21 protein-coding genes are annotated in these 24806 nt (G+C 65.4%); 5 read left to right on the top strand and 16 right to left on the bottom strand.

The window, feature by feature from the left end; all coding sequences use genetic code 11:
- Nucleotides 1-15 precede the first annotated feature (15 nt).
- The 3 genes from KS03_RS04460 to KS03_RS04450 all read right to left on the bottom strand — a co-directional run bounded on the left by KS03_RS04460 (nucleotide 16) and on the right by KS03_RS04450 (nucleotide 2649).
- Nucleotides 16-1308: an MFS transporter gene (locus KS03_RS04460; RefSeq protein ID WP_015877984.1), complete on the bottom strand. Its 1293-nt coding sequence runs from the start codon at nucleotides 1306-1308 to the stop codon at nucleotides 16-18.
- 497 nt (nucleotides 1309-1805) lie between these two features.
- Entirely contained in the window at nucleotides 1806-2321 is a 516-nt protein-coding gene (locus tag KS03_RS04455; protein WP_015877985.1) for a gamma-glutamylcyclotransferase family protein, read from the bottom strand.
- Nucleotides 2322-2367: 46 nt separating this feature from the next.
- Entirely contained in the window at nucleotides 2368-2649 is a 282-nt protein-coding gene (locus KS03_RS04450; protein WP_157384085.1) for an acyl carrier protein, read from the bottom strand.
- Nucleotides 2650-2813: 164 nt separating this feature from the next.
- On the opposite strand from KS03_RS04450, the gene KS03_RS04445 reads away from it, so the two are divergent.
- Nucleotides 2814-3449: a glutathione S-transferase family protein gene (locus KS03_RS04445; protein WP_015877986.1), complete on the top strand. Its 636-nt coding sequence runs from the start codon at nucleotides 2814-2816 to the stop codon at nucleotides 3447-3449.
- Between the two features lie 563 nt (nucleotides 3450-4012).
- Here KS03_RS04445 and KS03_RS04440 read toward each other — a convergent pair.
- Nucleotides 4013-4885 carry a response regulator gene (locus tag KS03_RS04440; protein WP_015877987.1) on the bottom strand — a complete coding sequence of 291 codons (873 nt, stop codon included), beginning with the start codon at nucleotides 4883-4885 and terminating at the stop codon, nucleotides 4013-4015.
- Nucleotides 4886-5242: 357 nt separating this feature from the next.
- Here KS03_RS04440 and KS03_RS04435 point away from each other — a divergent pair, with 357 nt between their 5' ends.
- Nucleotides 5243-5830 (top strand): tetratricopeptide repeat protein, encoded by a 588-nt coding sequence (locus KS03_RS04435; protein ID WP_015877988.1) that lies wholly within the window; start codon nucleotides 5243-5245, stop codon nucleotides 5828-5830.
- Nucleotides 5831-5953: 123 nt separating this feature from the next.
- A complete protein-coding gene (locus tag KS03_RS04430; protein ID WP_015877989.1) occupies nucleotides 5954-6781 on the top strand; it encodes a hypothetical protein in 828 nt (275 codons plus the stop codon).
- A 319-nt stretch (nucleotides 6782-7100) separates the two neighbouring features.
- Here KS03_RS04430 and KS03_RS04425 read toward each other — a convergent pair whose 3' ends face one another.
- The 12 genes from KS03_RS04425 to KS03_RS04370 form a co-directional block, all read right to left on the bottom strand.
- Nucleotides 7101-9059 (bottom strand): S53 family peptidase, encoded by a 1959-nt coding sequence (locus KS03_RS04425; protein ID WP_015877990.1) that lies wholly within the window; start codon nucleotides 9057-9059, stop codon nucleotides 7101-7103.
- Between the two features lie 905 nt (nucleotides 9060-9964).
- Nucleotides 9965-11119, bottom strand: a complete 1155-nt coding sequence (locus KS03_RS04420; RefSeq protein ID WP_015877991.1) for a flagellin — start codon at nucleotides 11117-11119, stop codon at nucleotides 9965-9967.
- A 581-nt stretch (nucleotides 11120-11700) separates the two neighbouring features.
- Nucleotides 11701-12849, bottom strand: coding sequence for a methyl-accepting chemotaxis protein (locus tag KS03_RS33040; RefSeq protein WP_015877992.1), 1149 nt, complete (start codon nucleotides 12847-12849; stop codon nucleotides 11701-11703).
- 17 nt (nucleotides 12850-12866) lie between these two features.
- On the bottom strand, nucleotides 12867-13244 hold the full coding sequence (locus KS03_RS04410) for a response regulator (protein ID WP_015877993.1): 378 nt from the start codon (nucleotides 13242-13244) through the stop codon (nucleotides 12867-12869).
- 26 nt (nucleotides 13245-13270) lie between these two features.
- Complete coding sequence (locus KS03_RS04405) at nucleotides 13271-13507, bottom strand: hypothetical protein (protein ID WP_015877994.1); 237 nt, start codon at nucleotides 13505-13507, stop codon at nucleotides 13271-13273.
- Entirely contained in the window at nucleotides 13507-16134 is a 2628-nt protein-coding gene (locus KS03_RS04400; RefSeq protein ID WP_015877995.1) for a chemotaxis protein CheA, read from the bottom strand. Before KS03_RS04400 ends, KS03_RS04405 begins: the two co-directional genes overlap by 1 nt.
- Nucleotides 16131-16502, bottom strand: coding sequence for a response regulator (locus KS03_RS04395; RefSeq protein ID WP_015877996.1), 372 nt, complete (start codon nucleotides 16500-16502; stop codon nucleotides 16131-16133). Before KS03_RS04395 ends, KS03_RS04400 begins: the two co-directional genes overlap by 4 nt.
- A complete protein-coding gene (locus KS03_RS04390; protein ID WP_015877997.1) occupies nucleotides 16499-17347 on the bottom strand; it encodes a CheR family methyltransferase in 849 nt (282 codons plus the stop codon). The genes KS03_RS04395 and KS03_RS04390 overlap by 4 nt, the downstream gene beginning before the upstream one ends.
- Nucleotides 17340-17948, bottom strand: coding sequence for a HEAT repeat domain-containing protein (locus KS03_RS04385; RefSeq protein WP_015877998.1), 609 nt, complete (start codon nucleotides 17946-17948; stop codon nucleotides 17340-17342). Before KS03_RS04385 ends, KS03_RS04390 begins: the two co-directional genes overlap by 8 nt.
- Nucleotides 17949-17961: 13 nt before the next feature.
- Nucleotides 17962-19011, bottom strand: a complete 1050-nt coding sequence (gene cheB, locus KS03_RS04380) for a chemotaxis-specific protein-glutamate methyltransferase CheB (RefSeq protein WP_015877999.1) — start codon at nucleotides 19009-19011, stop codon at nucleotides 17962-17964.
- Complete coding sequence (locus tag KS03_RS04375; RefSeq protein ID WP_015878000.1) at nucleotides 19008-20567, bottom strand: chemotaxis protein CheW; 1560 nt, start codon at nucleotides 20565-20567, stop codon at nucleotides 19008-19010. The genes cheB and KS03_RS04375 overlap by 4 nt, the downstream gene beginning before the upstream one ends.
- Nucleotides 20568-20583: 16 nt before the next feature.
- Complete coding sequence (locus KS03_RS04370) at nucleotides 20584-22497, bottom strand: methyl-accepting chemotaxis protein (RefSeq protein WP_015878001.1); 1914 nt, start codon at nucleotides 22495-22497, stop codon at nucleotides 20584-20586.
- Nucleotides 22498-23133: 636 nt separating this feature from the next.
- Here KS03_RS04370 and KS03_RS04365 point away from each other — a divergent pair.
- Together KS03_RS04365 and KS03_RS04360 are read left to right on the top strand one after the other, a co-directional pair.
- Complete coding sequence (locus KS03_RS04365; protein ID WP_015878002.1) at nucleotides 23134-23724, top strand: dimethylsulfoniopropionate lyase; 591 nt, start codon at nucleotides 23134-23136, stop codon at nucleotides 23722-23724.
- Nucleotides 23725-24341: 617 nt separating this feature from the next.
- Nucleotides 24342-24731: a hypothetical protein gene (locus KS03_RS04360; protein WP_035980915.1), complete on the top strand. Its 390-nt coding sequence runs from the start codon at nucleotides 24342-24344 to the stop codon at nucleotides 24729-24731.
- The last annotated feature ends 75 nt before the right edge of the window (nucleotides 24732-24806 follow it).

Genomic DNA, 24806 nt, shown 5'->3' with positions numbered 1-24806 from the left:
AGGCCGCGCGTCGCGCTAGCGGTTGACCAGCGTCTTCGGCAGCGACAGCGCGAGCAGGCCGCCCAGCGTCATGCAGCCTGCCATCAGGTAGAGACCGGCATCGTTCGACGCGGTCCATTGCGCGAGCAGTCCCATCAGGTACGGGCCGAGGAAGCCGGCGAGATTGCCGATCGAATTGATCACCGCGATCCCGGCCGCGGCCGCGGTGCCGCCCAGGAACGCGGTCGGCAGGCTCCAGAACAGCGGAATCGCGGTCAGGATGCCCGCCGTCGCGAGCGCCAGCGCCGCGACGGCCAGCCCGGTCTGATGCGCCCAGCCGACCGCCAGCACCAGGCCGATGGTGCCCATCGCGCCGGGCAGCGCGAGATGCCAGCGGCGTTCGCGATGCCGGTCGGAGCTGCGCGCGACAGCCGTCATCGCGACCACTGCCAGCGCATACGGCACCGTCGACAGCAGACCGATCCGCAGTGGATCGGCCACGCCCGTCGCATGAATGAGCGTCGGCAGCCAGAATCCGACGCCGTACAGGCCGATCACGAACGAAAAGTAGATCGCGCACATCAGCCACACCCGCGGATTCACGAACACCGCGCCGAGCGACAGCTGCGACTTGACCGCTTCCTCGGCATTCACGTGGCGTTCGAGCAGCGCGCGCTCGTCTTCGCTGAGCCACTTCGCATGCGCGATGCGATCGTCGAGCCGCGCATACACGAGCAGGCCCGCGACGATCGACGGCAGCCCTTCGAGCAGATACAGCCACTGCCAGCCGTGCCAGCCGTGGATGCCGTCGAACGCCTTCAGGATGTAGCCGGAGATCGGGCCGCCAACGACACCCGACAGCGCGACGGCCGTCATGAACAGCGTCGTGATCCGCCCGCGCCGCCGGGCCGGATACCAGTAGGTCAGGTAGAGGATCACGCCCGGAAAGAAGCCGGCCTCCGCGGCGCCGAGCAGCAAGCGCATCGCGTAGAAGGCCGCCGGCGTCGTGACGAACATCGTCAGCGCCGACACCGCACCCCAGGTCACCATGATCCGCGCGATCCACACGCGCGCGCCGACGCGGTGCAGGATCAGGTTGCTCGGCACCTCGAAGAGGAAATAGCCGAGGAAGAAGATGCCGGCGCCGAGCCCGTAGGCCGCGTCCGACAGGCCTAGATCGCCGGCCATCTGCAGCTTCGCGAAGCCGACGTTGACGCGGTCGAGGTACGACACCAGATAGCAGAACAGCAGCAAGGGCATGAGCCGCCATGCGACCTTGCGATAGGCGGCCTCCTCCGAGACCCGCAGGGCGGGCGATACGGCCGACATGAGTGTCTCCATCGTTTTTTTCCTTGCGATCGGTTGTTTTTCATGGCGCACGGCGCCTGCACGCCCGGCCCGACTCCCGCGTCCGCAGTCGCGCACGGCGGCGGGCCTCCCGCCCTCGGCCGGCGCGTTCGCGTGCGCGCCATGCCACGGCCCCGCCCACGTGTGCGCGGGGTCCGTCAGGCGGGGTGTCGAATCCGACTCGTGTGTCGCGGCTCAGGCGCGCGCCGGCCTGGCGCGCGCCGACGGCACGGATGCCGTGCCTGCCGGGGCTCGTTGTACGTCGTTATGCCAGGCAGCCGTCTCGCCGGCCAGTCGCCACGCGCGCGTGGCGCGCGGGTAGTCGAAACTGTTCCTCATGGTTCGCCTTTTCCTCTCATGCCCGCTTAGGGCGCCTTTGAAACGTTCACCGACGTTCCAAGTCGGAAACGCAGCTTTGGCCCGAGCGCTCTTGTGGAGCATTCGATGCCTTGATCTCTCCCGGCCGCGCACGGCGGCCGTCACTGCCTTTCGGACGGACGTTCAGGCAGCCCGGCCAGGTACGCGACCGTACGGTCGCGATACGCCGCCGACACGCCGGCATCCGCCATGCCCGCAACCAGCAGGTCACGGTAACGCGCACTCGGCGCCGCGTCGCGATCGAGGGTCACCGCGCCGCGAAACGTCAGCGCACGCATGCGCACGCCGTCTCGCGCCAGCACCTCGACTGTGCAGCGCAGGTAGCGGCCGAGATGCACGCCCTCGCGGCGCTCCAGCGCGTCGAGCACCGGCATCGGCAACCGGTACAGCGCGCCCTCGACACTCGCACCGGGGGCCGGTTCGATGTTCGCGCAACAGACCGGCTCGTTGAGCGACGCGTAGTTGAACGCGAGACGATGGCCGTCGAGCTGCGCCGCCCCCACGAAATACGGTGCCGCGTCGCAGCCCAGCGACGCAGACAGGCTTGCGAGGTTCATGCACGATCCGTATGCGAAGTACGTGAAGTACTCGCCCTGCAGCCAGTCATCCGCCCTCATCGCGCCGCCCGCTCGAGCCGCGCGAGCGTGGCCGCTTGCGCGCGCCTCAGCACGATGCCCCCGCGGCGCTCGGCATCCCGAGCACGTAGTGGTCGTAGATCGCCGCAACCGAGGCGATCGAGTCGAGCATGAAATCGCCGATCGGGATGTCGATTCCCAGGGTCTGCTCGATGAAGATGACGAAATGCACGAGCGACATCGAATCGAGCAGGTCGGTGTCGAGCAGGTTGGTCTGCGCGGTCACGCGCGCCGCTGCGCCTGGGTCGATACCGGCCAGAAACGTTTTCACCTGGTCGATCAATTCGTCGAGACTCGTCATTGGCATCATGATCACGCTCCAAAAACACTCGTTCATCCCCGCCCGCGAGCAGCCCGCCGCGGGCACCACCTTCCGCTTTTGACTTTCGATCTGGCGTCATGCACCATGCCACGCGTCGACTCCACGAACCCGGACAGTACCTCGATCCGATTTAAATAGGATACTTAATCAATATGAAAACTCATACGCTGTTCTACTGCCCCGGACATCTTTCATTTGCACCCCACGTCATCCTGCGCGAGCTGGGCGAACCGTTCGAACTCGCACTCGTCTCGATCAAGGACGGTGCGACGCAGAGCGCCGAATTCCGCCGGCTCAATCCGAAGGGTAAGGTGCCCGTGCTGCATACCGGCGACGAGGTGCTGACCGAGTCGTCCGCGATCCTGCTCTATCTTGCCCTGCGCTTTCCGCAGGCGCGGCTGCTGCCCGATACGGCGATGGGCGTCGCGCGCGCCGTCGAATGGATGAACTGGCTCGCGTCAGTGCTGCCCGGGACGGTCGCGCTCAATTTCCATCCGTCGCGCTTCAGCGACGACACGGCCGCCCACGACGGCATCCGCGAGAAAGGCCGCACGCTCATCCTCGCCGCGTATGCGCAGATCGACGAACGGCTCTGCGCGCGAGACTGGGCGCTCGGCGAGCACTACTCGATCGTCGATCCCATGCTGCTGATCTTTTTCAAATGGGGAAACATGCTGCAGCTCGACATGCGTGGTTTTGCGCACTGGGCGGCCCACACCGAGCGCATGCTTAGCCGCCCCGCCGTCGCCACGGCATTGGCGGTCGAGCAGCTGTCCGTCTGGGCATAGCAGCCAAGCCGGGGCGGGTTCGCACCCGGCCTTCAACGCCAATCGCGTCCATCCCGTCTCCATCATCTTCTCCGGTCCTGTGTGCCGCTTTTGCTTTTATTTGTCGGATGCCCCGGTCTGACGCACCGACATGAATTGCGGTGCCTCGCGGACCAGCGCCGCGACTCGAGGAACAGGAATCGCGGCCGCAATCGTGTATCGCACTCTCTCATTGCTCCAGACCTACGACACAGTGTCTGCGATCACGACGAATGCGTGAACAATGCAGCATCCATTCCGAGACGTCCAATATATTTTCGATACTCGATTAAGTCGGAGAACATATTATTCTTGCGATTCGCACACGACATGAAGCAATCGAAAACATTACATTTAGATTATTGATGCCGACGTAAAGCCGACTCGCGGCAACGCGAATCAGAGCGCGGGCGCCTTGCCAGCTCGCCCACGACGGGCCGGACGTGTGCCCACCGGATTGAGGCGAGCGCAAGGCTTGCGAGCCATGCAGGCTCGGCGCCGAGGGATCGATCGCGGCGGCGGGCGAGACGGGACTCGCGGCGGGCTCAGCTCGAGCCGGCCGCGGCCGGCGACGTGATCTTCAGTTCGCGTGCGACTTCGGCAAACAGGATCGGCAGGCGCACCGGTTTTTCTTCGCAGCGCGCGTTGTAGTGCGACACGATGTGCGCGATCTCCTCCTCGCTCGCCTCGCCGGTCGAGATCTTGCCCGTCAGCAGGAAGATCGGCGCGCCGCTGTTCTCGCTCGAGCGGATGCTCCGCACGAGTTCGGCGGCCGTCTGGTCGCCGAGCATCCAGTCGAGGATGTAGGCGTCGAAATCCTCGCTCGCCAGCGCCTTGCGGAAGCTCGCACCGTCGAAATACGGAATCGCGTTCACCCCTTTCTCGATGAAATACTCGCACACCGTCTCGGCGACATCCGGCGCATCGTCGACCACGGCGATCCGCGCGGCATAGGCGGTCGGCTGGGCCGAGCGCAGCTCGATCAGCTCGACCGGATAGGTGCGGCCCTGGTGCGCGTGGGCCCGCTCGGTGACGATCCAGGCCCCCTGCCACTGCGACGCGACGAAATCCGTTTCGACCTGGCTGCTGGCCTTCGTCGAGATCGCGGCGCGGCAGCGAAAACGCCGCGATTCCACCACGAAGGTCGCGTCGATCATGTCGGCCGCGGCCGGCTGGGTGCCCTTGTCATCGAGCAGGATCGCAGGCGGCACGCCGAAGTGCGTCGCAATATCCTGCAACTGCGACAGATTCCACGGGATCAGGCCTTTCATCTTGCGCGTGACGACCGAAACGCTCAGGCCCAGCACGTTCGCGATCGTCGTGTTTTGGCTTCGTGGCGGAATGCCATGCCGGCTCAGCAGATCGCGCACCTTGTTGGCGGTCACGAGATCGACGTTGGCCTGCTCGGAAGTGGGCATCTCGATGGGGTCTCGGAAAGGATGGGCGGAAAAAGCATATCAAAAATGACGCGTGGTGCAAGTTTCAAGATGAAGTTGGTCTTGACAGGTCATTTTTCTTCATTATTATTGCTAACCGCGTCATTCTTGTATGGCGCGTCATATTTGAAGGCCGAGGTCGGCCGCAGACGGACAGCGAAAACCGCCGTGCTGGAACCGTGCCCGGGCGCCTCGCAAGGGGAACCGGGTGAGCCGTGGCTGCGCACCGGCGCTGACAAGTGAAATGGGTTCGGCTGCGCCGCGCGCAACCGGGTACGAGGGCACTGCTTGGCATGGCTCGACGCATCGCGATGCCAATGTAACTTGAGGAAGGTATCAATGTATCGCCGCTTACTCGCATCGGGGATGGTGTTGCTGTTGGCCGCTTGTGCACAGAATCCGTCCGCCACCAGCAACACGGTGCGGATCTGCGACGACAGCGGCTGTTCCGATCGCCCCAAGGACCAGGTTTCCTACCAGAAAACGGACGATGCGGCGGAACCGGAAGACCCCCGCATCACGGCGCTAAAGCAGACCGCGAAGACCCAGCCCAAGGCCGCCTACGATCTCGGCCTGCGCTATTTTCGCGGTGACGGCGTGCGTCAGGACAGCTATCAGGCGCTCAAGTGGATGCGAGATGCAGCCGAGCGCGGCGACCTGAATGCGCAGAAGGCGCTCGGGAGCTTCTACCTGTTCGGCCTCGAGGAAATGGGCTCCGACTCGCGCGAAGCGGAGAAGTGGCTGTCGATCGCGGTTGCCCGCGGCGACAAGGAGTCGAAGAATCTGCTCGAACTCGCGCGCAAGGCCAAGAAGGAAGACGAAGAAGACTGGAAATGGCGCACGCAGTGGCGTGACGTCTATTACGGCTACTGGCACTCCGGCTATCCGTACTACGGCGTCTGGCAGCAGACGTACTGGTATTACTGACCGGGGGTCGGCGCAACGGGGAAGGCAGCGAGGGACCACCATCGCATGGCACGCCAAGGGGGGCTTATGGAAGTTCGCACGAGCACATAGGCCGAACAACGACTCTAATCGATCGACAACGATATGAAGACGAATTTTTCCCAACATCTGATTCGAGGTTCGCTGGTTGCAGCGCTGGTTGCGGGCGTCTCGGGTTGCGGCGGCATCGTGACGCCGGGCGGGCAGAACGCCGGCGTCACCGGAGCCGCAGCAGGGGGGGCGAGCGCCGGCGCCGATTCGCAACTGCAGCGCTGTGCCTCGCCGCTCGGCACGATCGCGGTCGACGATGGCCGCGATGCCGACTGGTGGGGTCCCTTCGGCAGTGCGACAAAGGTGACGAGCATCGATCCGCTGCTGCGCTTGGCGGTTCAGCAGTCTAACTGCTTCGTGATCACGTCGATCGGCAACCAGAAGAGCGACGCGCGTCTGTCGCGCATCACGCAACTTCAGCGCGAATCGGGCGAGTACCGTGCCGGCTCAAAGCAGCAGAAGGGTCAGCGCGTTGCGGCTGACTACTACATGGAACCACAGATCGTGATCAACGATTCAGCGATCGGCGGAATCGGCAGCATGATCGGTGGATTGATCGGCAACAGTGCGGTGGCGGCGGTGGCAGGCCACCTGCAGACGAAGGCATCGGTGGTAACGCTGACGCTGTTTGACGTGCGCTCCGCGGTGCAGATCGCCGCATCGGAAGGCAGTTCGACAGCGACGAACTACGGTGCGGCACTGGGCGGCCTCGGTGGCGGCGTAGGCGGCGGGCTCGCCGGTTTCTCGACGACGCCGGAAGGCAAGGCGACGGTCGTCGCGTTCATCGACGCATGGAACAAGATGGTCGTCGCGCTGCGCAGCTACAAGGCGCAGGACGTCAAGGGCGGCCTTGGCCGTGGTGGTCAGCTCCAGGTCAACTGACCGCCTGAATCGGCTGGGCGCGGCGACGCGCGAGAGCTTCGTGCCCTCGCGCAAGCGTCGTCCGGCCACGTCGCCGCGGCGGATTGGCTGATCGCCGGCCGGTTGCGTCCGCTTCGGCCCCTGGCACCGCCGGAACCGGGAAGACGGGCACGCAGCGCGTGAGCGCTGCGCCACAAACGCGGCAGAGGCGCCGGCCAAGCTGCTGCACCCAGAGCGTCACCGCCCCTCGGGCGTTTTTCGGTTCGTCGCAGTTCAGCGGGGAACGCGTCCCGTCACCGCCGGGGCCGCATGCCCGCTGCCGTGGCCGGCGGGGCAACGGCTAGTGGGCCGAGTCCGCTTCGATCACCTTGCTCAGCTTTCCGAAATCGAGGCTGCCAAAGCCGGTTGCGTTGTCCCATCCCGCCTTCGCCGTGTAGCCATGCCCTTGATAGCCGTTATTGCCCTCGGTGACGTCGCGAAACGTCGAGTGATGGCGCAATACGTTCGCATAGAGCCACGGCGTGGGCAAGCCGATCGCGTTATCGTGGGCCGTTTCGACACGGGCGAAGCCCCCCACGAAAATCGGCGAGGCAAGGCTGGTCCCGGCATGCATCTCCGCCTTGCCGTTCACGATAATCCAGGCGCCGGAACTACGCGAAGCGGCGAACGAGACGTCGGGCAGCGCGCGCCGGGTGAAGGACGAGCCCAGCGCGAGCGTCTGCCACGCCGGCGCGTCCTCGAACTTGCTGATGCCGCTCCCGGTCGCGAGCAGGCGGACATAGTTGTCGGCCGGCCGCCCCTGCCCGTCGAGGTCCGCGTAGAACAGGCCATCGTTCCACACCGTCTCGCCAGCCCAATGCGTCGCGCCGATGGTCGAGAGCTTCGTTCCGCCCACCGCCACCACATACGGTGAATTGGCGGGCCATGCCACGCTGTACTGCGTGAGGTCGACCGTGGGCGTGACCGTCGTGCCGTCGAACGTGCCGATCGCGCCTGATTTGCCCTGCGGAGAAACAGCGGCTTGATAGGGGCCGCCATCGCCCGAAGCGACCGAGAAGATTTGCCCCTGAACGGCGGCTTGCTTGAACAATTCGTCGGTCACGGCTTGGACGCCCGCGGCGTTTTCGGCAGTCTCGTCCAGGCTCAAAGACACATTGATGATTTTCGCCTGATTATCGGTCACCGCCTTATACATCGCCTCGACCAGCCGGCCTTCCGTCAGTTGGCTGTCCTCGCTGTCGCCATTGATCGCCGAATAGAAGATCAGCTTCTTGACGCCGCCCGAGGTTCCGACGATGGCTTGGCTATCCAGGTTCCACTCCGCCGGATTGCCGTCGTCGGCAAGCGTCCCCTCGCCGCCGGGCACGACGAGCGTATCCACGGTCGGCAAGCCGGCTTGCGCCGTGAACGTCTTTAGATCGGCAATCGTTTGACTGACGTCGCCCCAGGTGATGATGCCGACCGTCGTACCCGTGGCAGGCGGCAAATGGCTCGCACCGTAGATCTTCGCAAAGTCCGTCACGGCATGGACGACCGGCGTGCCGGTTTCGGTGCGGCTCGTCGGATCGGCCGCCTGAGCGGCAACGTCGCTGGCGATCCGCGACGACAGATGCTTCGGGCGCACGACATCCTGCAAGCCCACGATCGCGTCCACCACCGAGCCCAGCTTGGCTGGAACAAATGCGCCGGTATCGTTTGCATAGACGGTTCGGCCGTCGTAGCTGAAACGTTTCAGGCGCGCATGGAAGGCCGCTTGAACCGTGCTGGCGTTGCCCACCGCGGTCACGATGCCGTTGCCCGGCGCCACTTGAATATCCGAAAAGCCGTTCGAGCGCAGATACGACGCCACCGCCGCCGCGTCCGTATCCAGCGGCGCGAAGCGCTGCTGAAATTCGGCCCGGGTGATGAACCGGCCGTAATCGCGATTACCAGGGGTGCTGACGGCACTGACGAGTTGGTCGAGCTGCGTTTGATTGCGCAGCTTCAACGTCACGGCGATGCGCACCGGCTGGCTGATTTCGAGCGGCGCGATTCGCGTACCGGCAAGCGCGGGAGCACCGTTCATCTTCATCCTATAGGCCGGTGCCGACACCGCCGACGCCGTCAGCGACTGCATGAGAAGGCTGCTCGCCGGATTCGCCGCCGGTGCTGTCGGCACCAGAAACGCGGCGGTATGCGTCGGCACCCAGTCGCTCGCGGCCTGCGCCAATGGTGCGTAGAGTGTCGCGGCGACGACAAGAGGAAGACAGGCCAGGAAATCCGGACGACATGAGAAATCGTACCGCGGTCGTTGTTGCATATTTTTTGAGCCTCTTGCTTGGTAAAAGTGCCCCGCCTGCCCGCTGCACCGCCCCGGCTCACGAGGAGGCCGGCTGGGTTGATTCAATGCGGGCATCGAGGGAGTGTGACTTGGCCACGCTTCACGGACAGCAAGCGATCAACGCGGCCTCGGAGTCAGCGGGAACGATACAGACGATCGGGGTATACGAATATGACCAATTATAAATCGAATAAAATCAATTAATTCTCAGCAAATGTATTTCGATCCGATTCGTGAATAATGAAAATCATGTCCCGACCTTTTCCCGGCCATTAATACAGTGGGAAAAGTGGAAGCGCAGGCGTAAGGCTTGGCAAAGCCGGGCGGCATTGAAGCGGCTACGCCGCAGCGTGTCGCTCGTCCGGCGACAGTGACAGGGGGCGTGGCGACGGCCGGGAGCGTCGCGGCGGGCTGTCATGCCGTCGCGCTACGAACCGTTTTCGACAGATGCCGGCGCGCAAGAGGCCGTGGCGCGGCTGATGGCTGAACAGGCCAGGGCGTGCTTGACGTCCGGCAGGCCCGATCGCAGCGCCCGGTTCCGGCCGCGCGGACCGTGTCGGCCAACGCGTCGATGTCCTGCGCTTCGGTGATGAGAGATGGCTTTGAAACAGGTCGCGCGCGGTCGGCGCGATGGAGGGCCCGTTTTCAATCCGCGCCGATCGCATGGCTCGAAGCGGGGCCGGCCATGATTCCTGCCGCCCCGCCTCGGCCTAATCGATATGCGTTCCGCGTTTGCGCAGCCGGGCGAACCGGCGGGTTCCCCCGCCGAAAGGAACACGCCATGAAACCACGACGGACCGGCATCGTTGCCGATTGCCGGTCCGTATCCTGGCCGAGACAACGCCTTACCGCCGTCGGCCAGCCTTGCCCGGCCCGCCCGTCGCTTACTGCAGCAGCTTCAGAACCTGCTGCGGCAGCGAGTTGGCTTGCGCCAGCACCGAGATACCGGCCTGTTGCAGCACCTGCGCCTTGCTCAGCGCCGCCGTTTCCTGCGCGAAGTCCGCGCTCTGGATCTGCGATTGCGCCGACGACAGGTTCGTCGAGTTGGCCTGCTGCGTCTGCGCGATGCCTTGCAGACGGTTCTGGGTCGCGCCGAGCGTGGCCTGCAGGTTGTTGATGGTGGACAGCGCGTTGGCGACCGAGACGATGGCCTGGTTGGCGCTCGTCGCGTTGCTGATGTTCACGTTCGACACGGTCGGCGGTGCGTTCACCGAGTTGATCTGCGAGATCATGTTGGCCGCCGCGCTGGCCTGGGCCGTCGTCATGCCGCTGGTGGCGCCGGTGGCGAGCGTCAGGTTCGTGACCGCCGTACCCGTGCCGGCTGCCGTGCCCGTCGTGAAGATCGCGCCGACTGCCGTCGTGCTCAGTGTCTGGCCGTTCTGATCCGTGAACGTGAAGCCGCCCTTGCCGTCCGACAGCACGTTGACCGAGGTGATGGCCGGTTGTGCCGCCGTGGTGGCCGCGCCGTTCGCGTCGAGGCTCAGGTTCTGGATCGTGCCGACGTTGGTGCCCGATTGCACCAGGCCGCCGCCGATCTTCGCCGCCGACAGGCTTTGGCTCAGGTCCAGGCTGACCGTCTGGCCGACGTTCGCGCCGATCTGGAACGTGACGATCCCGGCCGAACCGTCGAGCAGGTTCTTGCCGTTGAAATTCGTTTGCGCAGCAATCCGGTTCACTTCCTGGATCTGCTGGGCCACTTCCTTCTCGGCCGCGGCCTGGTCGCTCGACGACAGCGTGCCGGTGGCCGCTTGCGTCGCCAGCGTGCTGATACGCTGCAGGCTGCTCGTCAGCGACGAGAGCTGGCTCGACGTCGTCTGGATCAGCGAGACGGCGTCGTTGGTGTTCTGCACGCCCTGGTTCAGGCCGTTGATCTGCGTTTGCATGCGCGTGGCGATCGCCAGGCCGGCGGCATCGTCAGCGGCGCTGTTGATGCGGTTGCCCGACGACAGGCGCGTGATGGCTTGCGACAGGGCGCTCTGCGAGCCGTTCAGGTTTTGCTGAGCGACCAGCGAGTTGACGTTGGTATTGATTCCGAGCATGTTGCCTTCCCAATGTACAAATCGAAAAAAAATATCGTGGAGTGTTTATTCCGAAATCCCGTCAACAACAGAAATTTCACTCATCACTCGACCCATGCAATAAAACAGCAACCGCCGATAAAACCTACTGCGCAAACCCTTTGCAGATCCCGATCGACATGTTTCAAGCCCATGCCGGCCGGGGCCGGAGCCGCGATGCTGGTGCGGTGTCTGTAACCCAATTTACGGCGCGGCTCGCCAAAACTTGAGGGGGGCCTGTCGAGCGGGCTCGGCGCGCGCTGCGCGGCCCGGCAGGCACCCGGCCCGGGCCTCGCGCGCGGCGGCGCGAACGCCGGCAGCACGGGACGAGCCGGGCGGCGGGACATCTCGCAGCGGCCCGCTTCCGCCACGTTCAGCGGCGCAGGCACCCACCTTTGCCCCTGCGGGCCTTCGCCCGCCGCGCCGGCACCGTAGCCGGCCGCCTGCCTGGCCCGGGCGGCCTTGCTGCCGGCCAGATGCCGGAGGCCGCATCGATCATCCCGACCGGAGTCAGTTCCGGCCGGGTCACGCCCCGGGCGGCCCCAGCCAGGGCCGGGCGCCGGTCAGAACAGCTCGATGCGCTGCGTGTCCGGCTGGCGATGGCGTGCATGATGGGAATCCTGGCTCAGGTACTCGACGACCAGTGCGGCCGGATCGTCGGTGCCGGCCTCGCGGCGGCGCAGCGCCAATTGGACCCGCTCCAGGCGCTGCCGCACCACGTCCTGATACTGGATGTCGCCGAGCAGGTCGCCGATGCCGGTGGCCAACTGCTGGTTGTAATCGGTGGCGTTGGCGGTCAAGGTGTCGTGAAACTTCTTGAGCTCGGCGTAGCTGGTCTGCATCTCGACGACGGTGCCCGCCAGCTGGCATGCATTGCGCAGCGACGCGCTCTCCTTCAGTTCCTTTTCGAGCGTGAAGCTGTCTATCGCCAGGCGCTGCGCATTCTCGATATTCTTCTGGATGACCTGCGCCGCGCTGGTCAATCGGTTGGCAAGGCTGCGCACCTCGCTGGCCACGACTGCGAAGCCGCGCCCCGCCTCGCCCGCGTGCGCGGCCTCGATCGATGCGTTGAGCGCGAGAAGATTGGTCTGCATACTGATCTCGCGCACCAGGTTGACCAGCTGACCAAGCGCCGCGATCTCCTCGACCAGCCGACGCACGTTGGCGTATTCGTTGCTCAGCATCTGCGGCAGCGCCAGCAGGAACTCCCCGGTCTCCTCGATGAGTCGGGTGCTGGCGACGATGTCATCCTGCAGGTTGACATTGCTGTGTGCCGAGCCGCGCAGGTAGTCCAGCAATTCGCTGGAGTGATTGCGCAGGGTATCGACTTTTTTCAGGATGTTCAGCGCCGACTCTTCGGTTTCCTGAATCACGTCTTGCAGTCGGTCGTACATCGCCGCGTCGAGTTGCGCGCTGGCGTCGGCAACGCCCTGCCGGGTAGGGTGCGGCACCTGCCGTGGCTCGGCCGAAGCCGCCGTTTTCAGCGGGTGCCAGCCGGCGGCGGACAGCAGAAACAGCCAGGCCGCCAGCAGCGCAAGGCCGACTGCGGCGACGGCGGTGGCGGCCGCTGCCGGCGCGATGGCGCCACCGCCGACAGACGAGCCCAGCAAGCGCATGCCCAGGAACTGCCAAGGCAATTGCAGCGCGAGGCCGAGCAGCAGGTGCCGGCGAAAGCGGCGGGACGAATCGAAGCGGAGGGAGTGATTTGGCATAGGACCGTCCTTTCCGGTTATACGCCGGGCAGCACCTGCTTGATGACCTGCAGCAGCGCGGCGGTGGCCACCGGCTTGACCAGCCAGCCGGTGGCGCCCAGCGCCTTGGCTTCATCGCGGCGAGCCTGCTGGCTCTCGGTGGTGAGCACCAGCAATGGCGTGAAGCGCAGGCCGGGCAGCTGGCGGGCCTGGCGTATCAGTTCCAGTCCGTCCATGTTGGGCATGTTGATGTCGGTGATGATCAGGTCCGGACGCGGCCCGCTACGCAGGCGCTTGAGCGCCTGCACGCCGTCGCTGGCGGTTTCCACGCTGAGGCCGCCGGCCATTTCCAGGCTGCCGCGCAAGCTCATCAGCATGGTGACCGAATCGTCGACGAGAAGAATGGATTTCGACATGGAGAGGGAATTTCCTTGGTTTGGGGTCATGGATCGAGCGCGGCGTGCAGCCATTGCCGCAATTGCGGATTGCTGGGCCAGGCCGAGATACCCGCTTGCGTGGCCATGAGCGCCTGCAGCGCCGCCGCGTGCAGGTGTTCACAGTCGGCGCAGTCGAGCGCGGCGCCGGGGTTGGCCTGCAGCCACGCCAGCAGCGGCTCGGCGTCTTCCACGCTGATCACGCCGGCCAGCGTGGCCGCGCCTTCGTGGTACTCGATGGGCATCAGAGCAGCTCCTTGGGGTTCAGCACGATCAGTACGGAGCCGTCGCCGAGCAGGGCCGAGCCGGCGTAGCCGCCCAGTCCGGCGAGAACGCCGCTCATCGGCTTGAGGATAATGTCGGTGGTGACACGGAATTCATCGACCAGAATGCCGACGTGCTCGCCTTCCAGGCGCACCACCAGCGTAGCCAGCTCATCGTCGGCGTTCGGGCGCGGCGCGGCGTCCAGCGCCAGCAGATCGTTGAGCGCCACGAGCGGCACGATCCTGTCGCGCAGGACGGCGGTGCGCCGCTGCTTGATGGTGCGTATCACCGACTGCGGCACGCGCACGGTTTCCACCACCTGGTCCATCGGAACGCCGAAGATCTGGCCGCCGGTCTCGATGATCATCACATTGCTCACCGCCATCGACAGCGGCAACGTCAGACGCAGGCGCGTGCCCCTGCCGGGGGTACTGTCCAGCGCGATGCTGCCGTTGACCTTTTCCACGGCCGATCGCACCGCGTCCATACCGACGCCACGGCCCGACAGGTCGGAGACGACCTCCGCCGTGGAAAAGCCCGGCGTGAAGACCAGCCGCTGCGCCTCGACATCGCTGAGGCTCTCCAGCGCCGCCTCGCTGATCAAGCCCTTGCTGTAGGCCTTGCGCTTGACCGCCTGCGGATCGATGCCGCGCCCGTCGTCGCTGACGTCGATCAGCACCCGGTCGGCCTCGTGCTGGGCGCGGATCAGCAAACGCCCGACCGCCGGCTTGCCCGCGGCGATGCGCTGCTGCGGGGTTTCCAGTCCGTGGTCCAGGCTGTTGCGAAGAATATGGATCAAAGGGTCGGCCAGCGCCTCGACGATGTTCTTGTCCGCCTCCGTCTCGTCGCCTTCGATCACCAGCTCGACTTCCTTGCCGAGCTTGCGCGAGATGTCGCGAACCAGGCGCGGGAAGCGTTGGAAGATGAAGGAAAGCGGCAACATCCGAACCTGCATGATCGCGTCCTGCAGCTCCTCGGCGATGCGATTGATCACGGCGTATTGCGCCTTGATTTCGCGGCCGAGCTCGCGAACGCCATAGTGCTCGTCGGCGCGGCTGGCGAGGTACGGCAAACCGTTCTTGGCGACCACGATCTCGCCGATCAGGTCCATCAGGCGATCGATGCGGGCCTGGTCCACCTTCAGCACACGCGCGCCGCCGGCACCGTCCTCGCCGCGCTTGGCGGCGCCGCCCGGATCCGGCGAATCGACGGCCGGGGGTTGCGGCAGGCCCTGCGTGCCGGGCTGGCTCGGGCAGGAGGCCGGCGTGGACGACGGCAGAGCCGCCGCGGCCGGCAGCAAACGGTCGGCATGGTGCTGCAGCCAGCCGAGCAGCGGCTGCGCCGATTGACCGGCCACACTGCTGGCCAGTGCGTCGCCCAGCGAGGCCCGCAGCCCCGCCTCGCCGCTGGCCGCGCAACAGGCCGACAAGGTGGCGCCGATCGCCTGCAAGGCGCCCTGCGCAAGCGGCTCGACCCGGCGCAGGATGTCACGCTGCGCCTCGATCAAATTGCGCAACGCGGTGCGCTGGGTCGGCGACAGCGGGGTCGCGGCGATCGCGGTTTCGGCCTGGGTCTCGCCGTCGGCCTGCTGCAAGACATGCCGCAGCAGCGCCGTGTCGTGCGCCGCGCAGTCCAGCGCCAGATCCAGCCAGCGCAGCGTCGAGGCGACGGGGTCCTGCTCCGGGTAGCGTGCCAGTTGCGCATGCACGTACTGCCGCAACCCGTCCGTGTCGCCGCCGTCCAGCAATGCCCGCGCCCGGCGCGGAAAATCGCGGTCGTCGGGCCAGCTTCCGGCCTGGCCCGGCGGCCACACCAGCGCCGCCGCCGGCAGCGGATGGCACACGACTTGTTCAGCCACATAGCGGAACAGGTGGTCCAGTTCATCGCCGTCGGCACCGCTCAGTGCATGGAACACGATCTGGCAGCGGTAGATGTCGAGCTCGGCCGGCTGCGTCCACGGCGCCGGCGCCCGCACGCGCATCCAACGGGTGTCGGGGATCTGCCGGACCAGGTGCAGCGGATCCTCGCCCCTGAAGAAGCAGTCCGGCTCGGGCTGGTAGACGATCCATCGCAACCTCGCGCCCGCGCAGGCCTCGCGGAACAGCCGCATGCGCAGCGCCTCGGGCAGCTGCGCCAGCTCGCCTTGCACGCGCGCGTCCGCGATCGCCGGGAATGCCGCGGCACCCGCCGGCACGGCCAGCGCAGGCGGCTGCGCCGCCGCGGCCCGGCCGCCGCTCAACGCCTGCAGCGCGGCACCCAGTTGCCCGGTGGACGCGGATTCGGCGATGGATTCGGCGCCCTGCTCGAGGGCGTCGAGCTGCGCGGCGATCTCGTCCATCGCTTCGAGCAGGGTGTCGGCCAGCTCGCGCGAATAGGCGACACGGCCGTTGCGTACCGCGTCCATCAGGTCTTCGGCCGTGTGCAAGAGCCGGGTCATGCCCGGTAGCTCGAACAGGCCGCTATTGCCCTTGAGCGTATGCAGCAGGCGGAACAACTCGTTCATCAGCGCGCCATCGTCGGGCGCCAGCTCCATGTCGATCAGGTGCCGGCCGATCGACTGCAGAATGTCGCGCGATTCGGCGATGAACTGGGCAAGCAAAGGCGTCACGCTGCATTCTCCCCGAGCAACAGGCCGACATAGGCCAGCAATTCTTCGGCCTTGGCCGGTTTGACCAGATAGAAATTGGCGCCGGCGGCATAGGCCTTGTGCTCGTCGATCGGGTCCGCCTCGGTGGAGACCATCAGCGCCGGTGCCTGCACGATCGGCTGGTTGCGCAGCTCACGCAGGAAACCGTAGCCGTCGAGCTTGGGCATGTTGACGTCGACCAGGTAAAGGTCATACGGCGCGCACAGGGCCTTTTCGAGCGCCTCGATGCCGTTGATGGCCTCCTCCACCGCATGGCCCGCGCTTTCCAGGATGCTGCGGTGATAGAAACGCACGGTTGATGCGTCGTCGATGATCAGGACGCGCTTCATCGATCCTCCAATGGCTTCTGGTAGACAATGGCTTCGGGGAACTTGCGCACGCGAAACAGCGGAGAAATCCGGCTCATCGATTCGGAGTGGCCCAAGCAGATGAAGCCGCCGGGAACCAACGCGTCGTAGAAGGTCTCCGCCGCCTGCCGCCGCGACAGGTCGTCGAAATAAATGAGCAGGTTGCGGCAGAACATCACGTCGAAGTCCCGATAGCCACGCACGTCGGCGGCGTCCATCAGGTTGACCCGGGTGAAGCTGACCGAATTGCGTATGTCTTCGCAGAGTTCGAAGCTGTCGGCCTGCCTCTTGAAGTAGCGCTGCAGCACGCTCGGCGGCAGATGCTGGATCGAGCGCGCGCTGAACAGGCCGCGCTGCGCCTGTTGCAGGATTGCCGTGTCGATGTCCGAGGCGATGATCTCGACGTCCCATTCATTGATGCCGCTCCAGTACTCGAGCAGATACAGCGCAATGGAATAAGGCTCCTCACCGGAGGAGGACGGCAGAGACCAGATCCGGATCGGCTTGCGGTCGGTCTTGCGGCTCACGACCTCCTCCAGCAACGAGCGGACCAGGCAGCGAAACTGGTATTCCTCGCGGAAGAAATAGGTTTCGTTGACCGTCATCAGGTTGGTCAGCGTCTGCAGTTCCTGCCCCGAGCTCTCGAAGCGCAGGGCGACGAAGTAGCTGCGGAAATCGCCGCTATCGGTCTCGTGAATGCGTTCGAGCAGGCGCTTGTCGACGAAATAGCGCTTGCTGTCGTCGAAGCGGATGCCGGTCTTGCGATAGAAGAATTCGCGGAATTTGCAGAAATCCGCATCGCTCAGCGACGTGGGCGTGTCACGCATCTTCCAGGCCTTGTAATGCGATGCTCGCTGCGAAGCGGATGAACGGCTCGTCCGGAAAGCGCTGCTGCAGCCGCTGCAGCGGCGCACGCGCGCGCGCGCTGCCCACTTCGCCGAGCAGGTCGACGGCCGCGGCGCAAACGTTGACATGCGGGTCCTGCTCGATCACCTCCAATAGCCAGGCCTCGACGCTCGGATGGCGCAGCGATTCGAGGACGTTGACGGCGAAGATGCGGACGTCCGAATCCGGATCGGCCAGCAACCGGCTCATCAGCGGCGCCACTTCCTCCGGCAACTGCTGCATCGCGGCGATGGCGGCGTTGCGCAACGCCGCGTCTTCGCTGCGCAGGCAGGCCACCAGCCCGTCCAGCGCAACCTGATCGCGCAGATGCACCAGGCTCAGCATGATGGTTTCCCGCACGCTCGCGCTGCTCTCGCGTTGCAATTGCGCCACCAGCACGGCCGCGGTGTCGGGATGGGCGGCCAAGGCGCGCGCCGCGTCGCGCCGCTGCGCCGGCGAGGCCGAGCCCAGGCTCGCCAGGAGAAGTTCGCGGTCGGTCTCGACATGGACAGGCGCGGCGGTGCGGGACGGAATCAGGGGCATGGCATGGGTCCACTCAGGAAAGCCAATCGACGAGTTGCTTTGCGATCCGATCGGCCGGCAGCACCCGGTCGGCCGCGCCTTGGTTGATGAGCCGCTCGGGCATGCCGAAAACGACCGCCGATTCCGCCGACTCGGCGATCGTGCGTCCGCCGCGCCGATGGATCTCGGCGAACGCCTGGGCCCCGTCGTGCCCCATGCCGGTCAGCATCACCCCGATCAATTCTTGCGCCGGGTAGTGTTGCAGCGCCGAGCGCCCCAGCAATTCCACCGAGGGATGCCACAAGTGCTCGGCGTGCTCGGGCTGCGGCAGCGCCACGCGTTGATCGCGGCGCTTGCTGACCACCACATCGCCGCCGCCGCGAGCCACATAGATTTTGCCGGGCGCCAGCGCCATCGGTTCGGTCACCTCCTGAACCTGCAACGCACAGAGCCGGTCCAGCCGTTGTGCAAACAGGCTGGTGAAGGCCGCCGGCATATGCTGGGCGATCAGCACCGGCCACGGGAAACTGGCGGGAAGCTGCGGCAGGATATCCTCCAGCGCGCGCGGCCCGCCGGTTGACACGCCGATCAGCACCAGGCCGGTTTCATGGCTCGGCACGGCAGCCGGCGCCAAGCGCAGCGGGGCCCGCTCGCGCACCGGCGCCGCACGCACCGGCGGCGCCGGGCGCAGCCTTGCCTGCGCGGCGTGCCGGACCTTGGCCAATAGCTCGGCCTCGATCCGCGCCAGATGCAGCGAAATGGTGCCGTCGGGCTTGGCCACGTAGTCCACGGCGCCCAGCGCCAGCGCCTCGAAGGTGGCCAACGCGCTTTTCACCGTCAACGAGGACACCATGACCACCGGCGTCGGACGCTCGGCCATCACCAACGAGAGCGCGGTCAGCCCGTCCATCTCCGGCATGTTGATGTCGAGCGTCATCACGTCCGGCTGGAAAACGCGGTTTTCCTCCACGGCTTCCCTGCCATTGCGCGCCAGGCGGATGTCGAATCCCCCGGCCTGCTCGAACAGACTGGATAGCTTGCGCCGCATCAGCGCCGAGTCATCGACGATGAGAAGCTTCGTCACACCGCCTCGCCCAGTTGTTCCAGCGCGCTCAGGTCGTTGTGCTCCAGCAGGCGATCCGGCTCGATCAGCAGGATCAGGCGGCGTTGCCGCTCCAGGTTGGCCACGCGGGTAATCAGCTGGGCTTGCCGATGGCCCAGCTGCGGCGCCGGCTCGATGGCCTGCCGGGGCAGCTTCAGCACTTCGGTGACCGCGTCGACGATAAAGCCGGTGCGCATGCCGCCAAGCAGGAACACCATGATCCGTTGCCGGTCGTCGCGCGCCACGCGCGCCAGGCCCAGGCGCCGCCGCTGGTCGATCACCGGCAGCACCGCGCCGCGCAGGTTGATCACGCCCTCGACGAAGGCGGGCGTCCGCGGCACGCGGGTCAGGTCGGCAGGCACGCGCACGATTTCCTGCACGCTGGCGATCGGCACGCCGAATTCCTCGGCGTCCAGGTGGAACACCACCATCTGCTCTTCGTCGTCGAGCTCGTCGTCCAGCACTTCACCGGCCCCCGCCGCCTGCTCGGACGTGTCGATCCGAAGGGCGTCCTTCACCTTGGAGTGGTCGAACAGCTTGCCGGCCTCCATGACCGACACCAGGCGCTTGCCTTGATCGAGCCGGCAGATCTGGGTGATATCGGCCATGTCGCTGCCGCGTGCGAGCAGCGCCGGGACCGGATCCACGTCGTGCTTGTGGACGCGCAGCACCTCCTTGACGCTGTCCATCACCACGCCGACGGATAGCTGCCCGCTGTTCATCACCACGATGCGGCTGCGCTCGTCGAGCCCCTGCATGGGCAGGTTGAACAGGCTGCGCAGCGACACCAGCGGCAACAGCCGCTGGCGCAGCGTCATCACACCCAGCACGTGCGGCTGAGCGTGCGGCACCTGCACCAGGTGCTCGGGCACCTGCACGATCTCCTGCACCTGATCGATGCTGACCGCGTACTCCTGTCCGGCCACCTCGAAACTCACCAGTTGCAGCTGATCGCTGCTGGCGTCGTCCTCCTCGGTACGCACCTCTTCGATGTAGCGGGAGCCGCTCGCCTGATTGACCAGCGCGCCGACGGCGCTGAACTGGCTGGAGATCAGGTAGGCGAAATCGAGCACCATCACCATCGGGTGGCCGGCCACGTTCTTGAGCAGCCCGGACAGCATGGCGCTGTCGATGGTGCAGTTGATCGTGCCGATGTCTTCGATGGCCTCGGGCTGCACCTCGACCACGCTGGCGACGCGATCGACCACGAACCCCAGCGGGTGCCCCAGGTCGATCACCACCGCGCGCGAGCTGTCGTCGCTCGGGCGTTCCGGGAAGCCGAAGATCCGTGCCAGGCTGATGATCGGCAACACGCGGCCGCGCAGGTTCGCCAGGCCGTCCAGCGCGGGCGGCGCAAGCGGCACGCGGACCATCTCCGGTACCCGGATGATTTCCTGTACCGGCGCCATATCCACGGCAAACACCTCGCTGCCGACCATGAAGGTGACGAACAGCCGGCCGCTGGATACGTGGTCCTGTTCCGCGTCCACCGCGTCGCCGGCCGGCGGCGATGCTTGTGAGGAGAGTTGATCGCTCATGGGATCTCGCCAGCGCTCAGGCGCTTTGCAGTTCGTCGGCCAGCGAGGAGATTTCCTCGATGGCGGCAGCCAGCTCTTCGGTGCCTTGCGACTGTTGCTGCGCCGCGGACGCGGATTCGGCGGCGGCCTTTTCCGCCTCCTGCGCGGCGGTCGAAATCTGATTCATGCCGGTGCGAACCTGGGCAATGGCGCTGGCAATGTCATTGGCGGCGCCCAAGACCTCGGCGGCACCGGTCTCCACGGCGGCGATGTCGGTTTCGATCGAGATCAGATTGGCGGTGCTGGCCTTGGCCTTTTCGGTTTCGTTCGAGGTGATGGCGGCGATATCGCTGAGGTCGCGACCGACCACGCCGATTTGGTCCTGGACTGCCTTGACCAGGTCCTTGATGCGATCCGCGTTCTCGGCCGAGTCGTGCGCAAGGTTGCGGATGTCGGTCGCGACCACGACGAAGCCCTTGCCGAACTCGCCGGCACGGGCGGCTTCGATCGAGCCGTTGACCGCCAGCATATTGGTCTGGATCGAGACCGTGGTGATCGCGTCGACGATCTTGTCGATACGCCGCGAGACCAGTTCCAGTTCCCCGATCTGGCGAATGCTCACGCGTGCGGCGTCCACCGACTGGCCGATGCCGGCGATCAGCGCGTCGACCGCGTCCTTGTTGACCGTCAGCAGCGCCTTGATGGCGCTCACGCGCTCGCCATTGGCCTGGGCGCGTGTCTGCGCGATCTGCAGGCCGGACTCGATCTGCACCACGGCCGCCACGGAGTCCTCGATGGCGCGGGCCTGGACCTGCGCGCCTTTGCGGATCTGGTCGATCGCGACGAGGATCTGAGCGCTGGAGCGGTTGATTTCCTGCACCGCGGAAGACAGTTCCTCGGCAGCCGAGGCCACTTCCTCCGCGCTCTTGGCCACGTCGGTGGAACTCTTCAGATCTTCGGCCAATTCCGACAACGCCTGCGTGGTCTGCTCGCATTCGTTCAGCGCCCGCGCCTGCTCGCTCACCGTCTTGGCCGACTCCTCGGCGGCCGCCGATTGTTCTTCGGCTGCCGCGGCGATGCTTTCCGAGCCCTTGAGCGCCTGCTGCGTGGCGGCGGCGGACTGCTGCGCGCCATTGGCGATCTCCGTGGCGCCGGTCATGATCTCGATGGTGTCCTTGCGGATCTGCTCGAGCTGTTCCGTAATCGCGGCGCCTTTCGCCACCTCCGTTTCAATGCTGCGCGCCGAAGCATTGATGCCTTCGGCAACGATCTTCACTTCCTGCTGGATTTGTCCGACCAGATCCTGGATCTGCTTGGCGCTCTTCTCGGAGGTCTCGGCCAGCGTGCGCACTTCGTCGGCCACTACCGCAAAGCCCTTGCCGTGCTTGCCGGCGCGCGCCGCCTCGATCGCGGCGTTGAGCGCGAGCAGGTTGGTCTGATCGGCGATGCGCACGACCGCCTTGACGATGTCGCCGATGTTGGCGGCCTGCTGCTCCAGTTCCTGCACCCGCTGCACCGAAGCGGCCTGCCGTTGCGCGACGAAGCCGACGTTGGTGACCAGGCCGCCAACATCGGCAGTGGTGCGCGCGATCAGGATCTGCGTGGTTTCCACCCGCGCCTGGCTCGTATCCGCGCTTTGCCGTTGGCGCGCGATCGCGTCCTCCATCAGCTTGAACGCGGTAAGCGATTCCTGAGCCGCGCCACTGGCCTCCTCGGCGCCGGTGGCGATCTGGTCGGCCGCGCGCTTGAGCTCCTCGGCCGCCGAGGCGGCCTCGTTGATGCCGGACGCCAATTGCGTCGTGGCGGCTGCGATCCGTTCGGCCGCCTGCTGCTGCTTGGCCAGAGTACGCGCGCGCTTGCGCTGGGCCTCGGCGTCGCGGGTGGAGCCCACCGCGCGAGGGCCGTCGGATGCGCCGTCAGCTGTTTTCTGGGAGTGCCTCACGAGTGCCATTGCATGTCCTTATTAGTCGGGAAGAACCGGTACGACGAAGACCGACGCGGCCGCAGCCACGACAGGCATGAAGTGGGAAAAGAAGAGCGGCGGGGCTCAGGCAAGCGGCCTGAATTCGTCACGCAAAGAATTCCTCATACCAAGCGAACATGAAGTTCACTCTCCGTCTCTAATAACGACAGATAGGCAGCAATCTTTAAGGAAATTTTGAATCGCGCCGCGCACCGGGTTTCAGCATTGGGATTCGCGGACAATTGATGCCCCATGCCTGTCAGAAGCCCATGACGCCGGCCTCTGGCGGCCCTCCGCATTCCCTCCCTTTGATTGTTATTACCAATATATTGGCAACCCAGGGTTGGGAATCTCGGAATTACCGAGAGTGACGGCGTGTACCGATTCATGATTTTTCAATTTCTTTTTCATCAATAGTTCAAGATTCGATTGCTTGAATTTCTCAACCACATTATTCAGATGACGCGGGATTTTAATAATGCGCATATAATAAAATTGTTATCGATTCACGCAGAAATTTTCTGCCAGCCGCGCGGCGCTTCCGAGGACGGGAGACCTGGTTGCTTGATCGCGATCCGCGCTAGGCTGGTGTTGATCCTGGGCAAACCCATTTGGAGGGCCTGCATGGCGCATCGATCAGACGACATCTCCACCTTTATCGAGATCGCTCGGCACCTGTTCCGCTCCACCTCGCTGCCGAGCGCCGGCAGAGATGTCGCGGCACGGGTCTTCGAGCGGCTGCGCGTGCCGTCAGACGACCAAGTCCGACATCGCGCGCGATATCCCGCATGCGATTGGCTCGACCTTGCGCTCGCCACGGTGACCGCGCAGAGCGCCGAAATGGGCGCGGTCGCACGCGCCATCAAGTCCCTGGAGCCGCAACTGGGATGGTCGCGCCGCACCTCCGGTTCGCACGGCAGCCCGCGGTATATCGAGGATCACGTTCACGGAATGGTTTGCGGCCCCGGCGGCGCCGAAAGCCGCTATGACATTCAACTCGGTTTTTCGCTCATGGCGCCGCATACCCGCTATCCCGACCACCACCATCCGCCGGAGGAGGCGTATGTGCTACTCACGCCCGGAGAATTTCGTCAGCAAGGCGGGGAGTGGTTCGATCCAGGCATTGGCGGAGGCATTCACAACGAGCCGCATCACGTCCATGCGATGCGCTCGGGCAAGACGCCGTTCCTTGCCATCTGGAGCCTGCTGACCTAGTCGCGGCACGGCATGCCGTGCCGCTTGCCGTCGCAGCCGTCCGGCGCTGCCGAGCATCAGGATCGACGGCAGCAGGCGCAACTGCCGGCTTGCTCGGCGCGACGGCGGCGGCCGAGCTAGGGCCGCCTGCTTCGGCGCGCGTCCGGACGGCCTCGACAGCGCGAGGGGCGCCGCCCGCGTGAACAGCACCGCGCTTCTCGCATGACGGCTTCGTCTTCAGCGGCCGCTGCTCGGCATCCAATTGGAAAATGAGCATGCCGGATCCGTGTCTCGCGTCTGCGACGCTCCGCCAAAAGCACGGAACAAATTACCATTAATTATTAAAACAATTCGATAAATTTTACTTTTATCGAAATGAAAATCGAATCCAGGCTCCGCATGGCCGCCCCTGCCAGATCCTCCAAAACCCTTTACCATCAAGCATTTCCATCGGATTCCCCTGCTTTCAACAGCGTTTCGATCACATGCCAAACCACATCGCGAAAAATCCGTCTCGAATCCAATAATCTATAGCGAAATTCCCTTCATAAATATGACATCGAACTTGAATCAAGATATCGCCATCTTGAATTCGAACCGAGTGACAGGTCGGAAAAATGAAAGCATCGAGGTTTCTGGTGGCGCTGGCCGTGATGCCGGTGCTGGCCGGCTGTGACAAGGCGAATCCGGTCGGCGCCGTATCGTCCCGGCAGGATTTCGCGGCGCTCTCGCTGCGCCCGGCCGATCACGCGGCTGGCGCCAGCCGCTTCGGCACGACGCTCGATTCCGGCGCTCCCCTTGCCACAGCCACCGCCCAGGCGCCGCACGACACGTCCCCGATCGACCCGCCCTCGCCGGCCGTCGCGATGTCGGCGGGCGTGACCGAGACCGTCGATCCGCCGCGCGCCGCGCGTGCGCTGGCGCCAACGATCCGCCCCACCGACGGCGAGCCCTCGCCGCTGGCATTCGAGCAGTCCCCCCCGGTCGTCCACTACCCGCCCGAGCCCGCGGCGGATTCCAGCAACTGACCGGCAAGCAGTCCTCGGCAGTCCGCCAATAGAAAGCCGCCCACCCACGTTTCACCGTATCTCTCACGAGAGGCC

The sequence above is a fragment of the Burkholderia glumae LMG 2196 = ATCC 33617 genome (genome assembly GCF_000960995.1).
GTDB lineage: Bacteria > Pseudomonadota > Gammaproteobacteria > Burkholderiales > Burkholderiaceae > Burkholderia > Burkholderia glumae.
The sequence above is the reverse complement of the archived record's forward strand: the minus strand, read 5'-3'. Positions and strand labels throughout refer to the sequence as shown.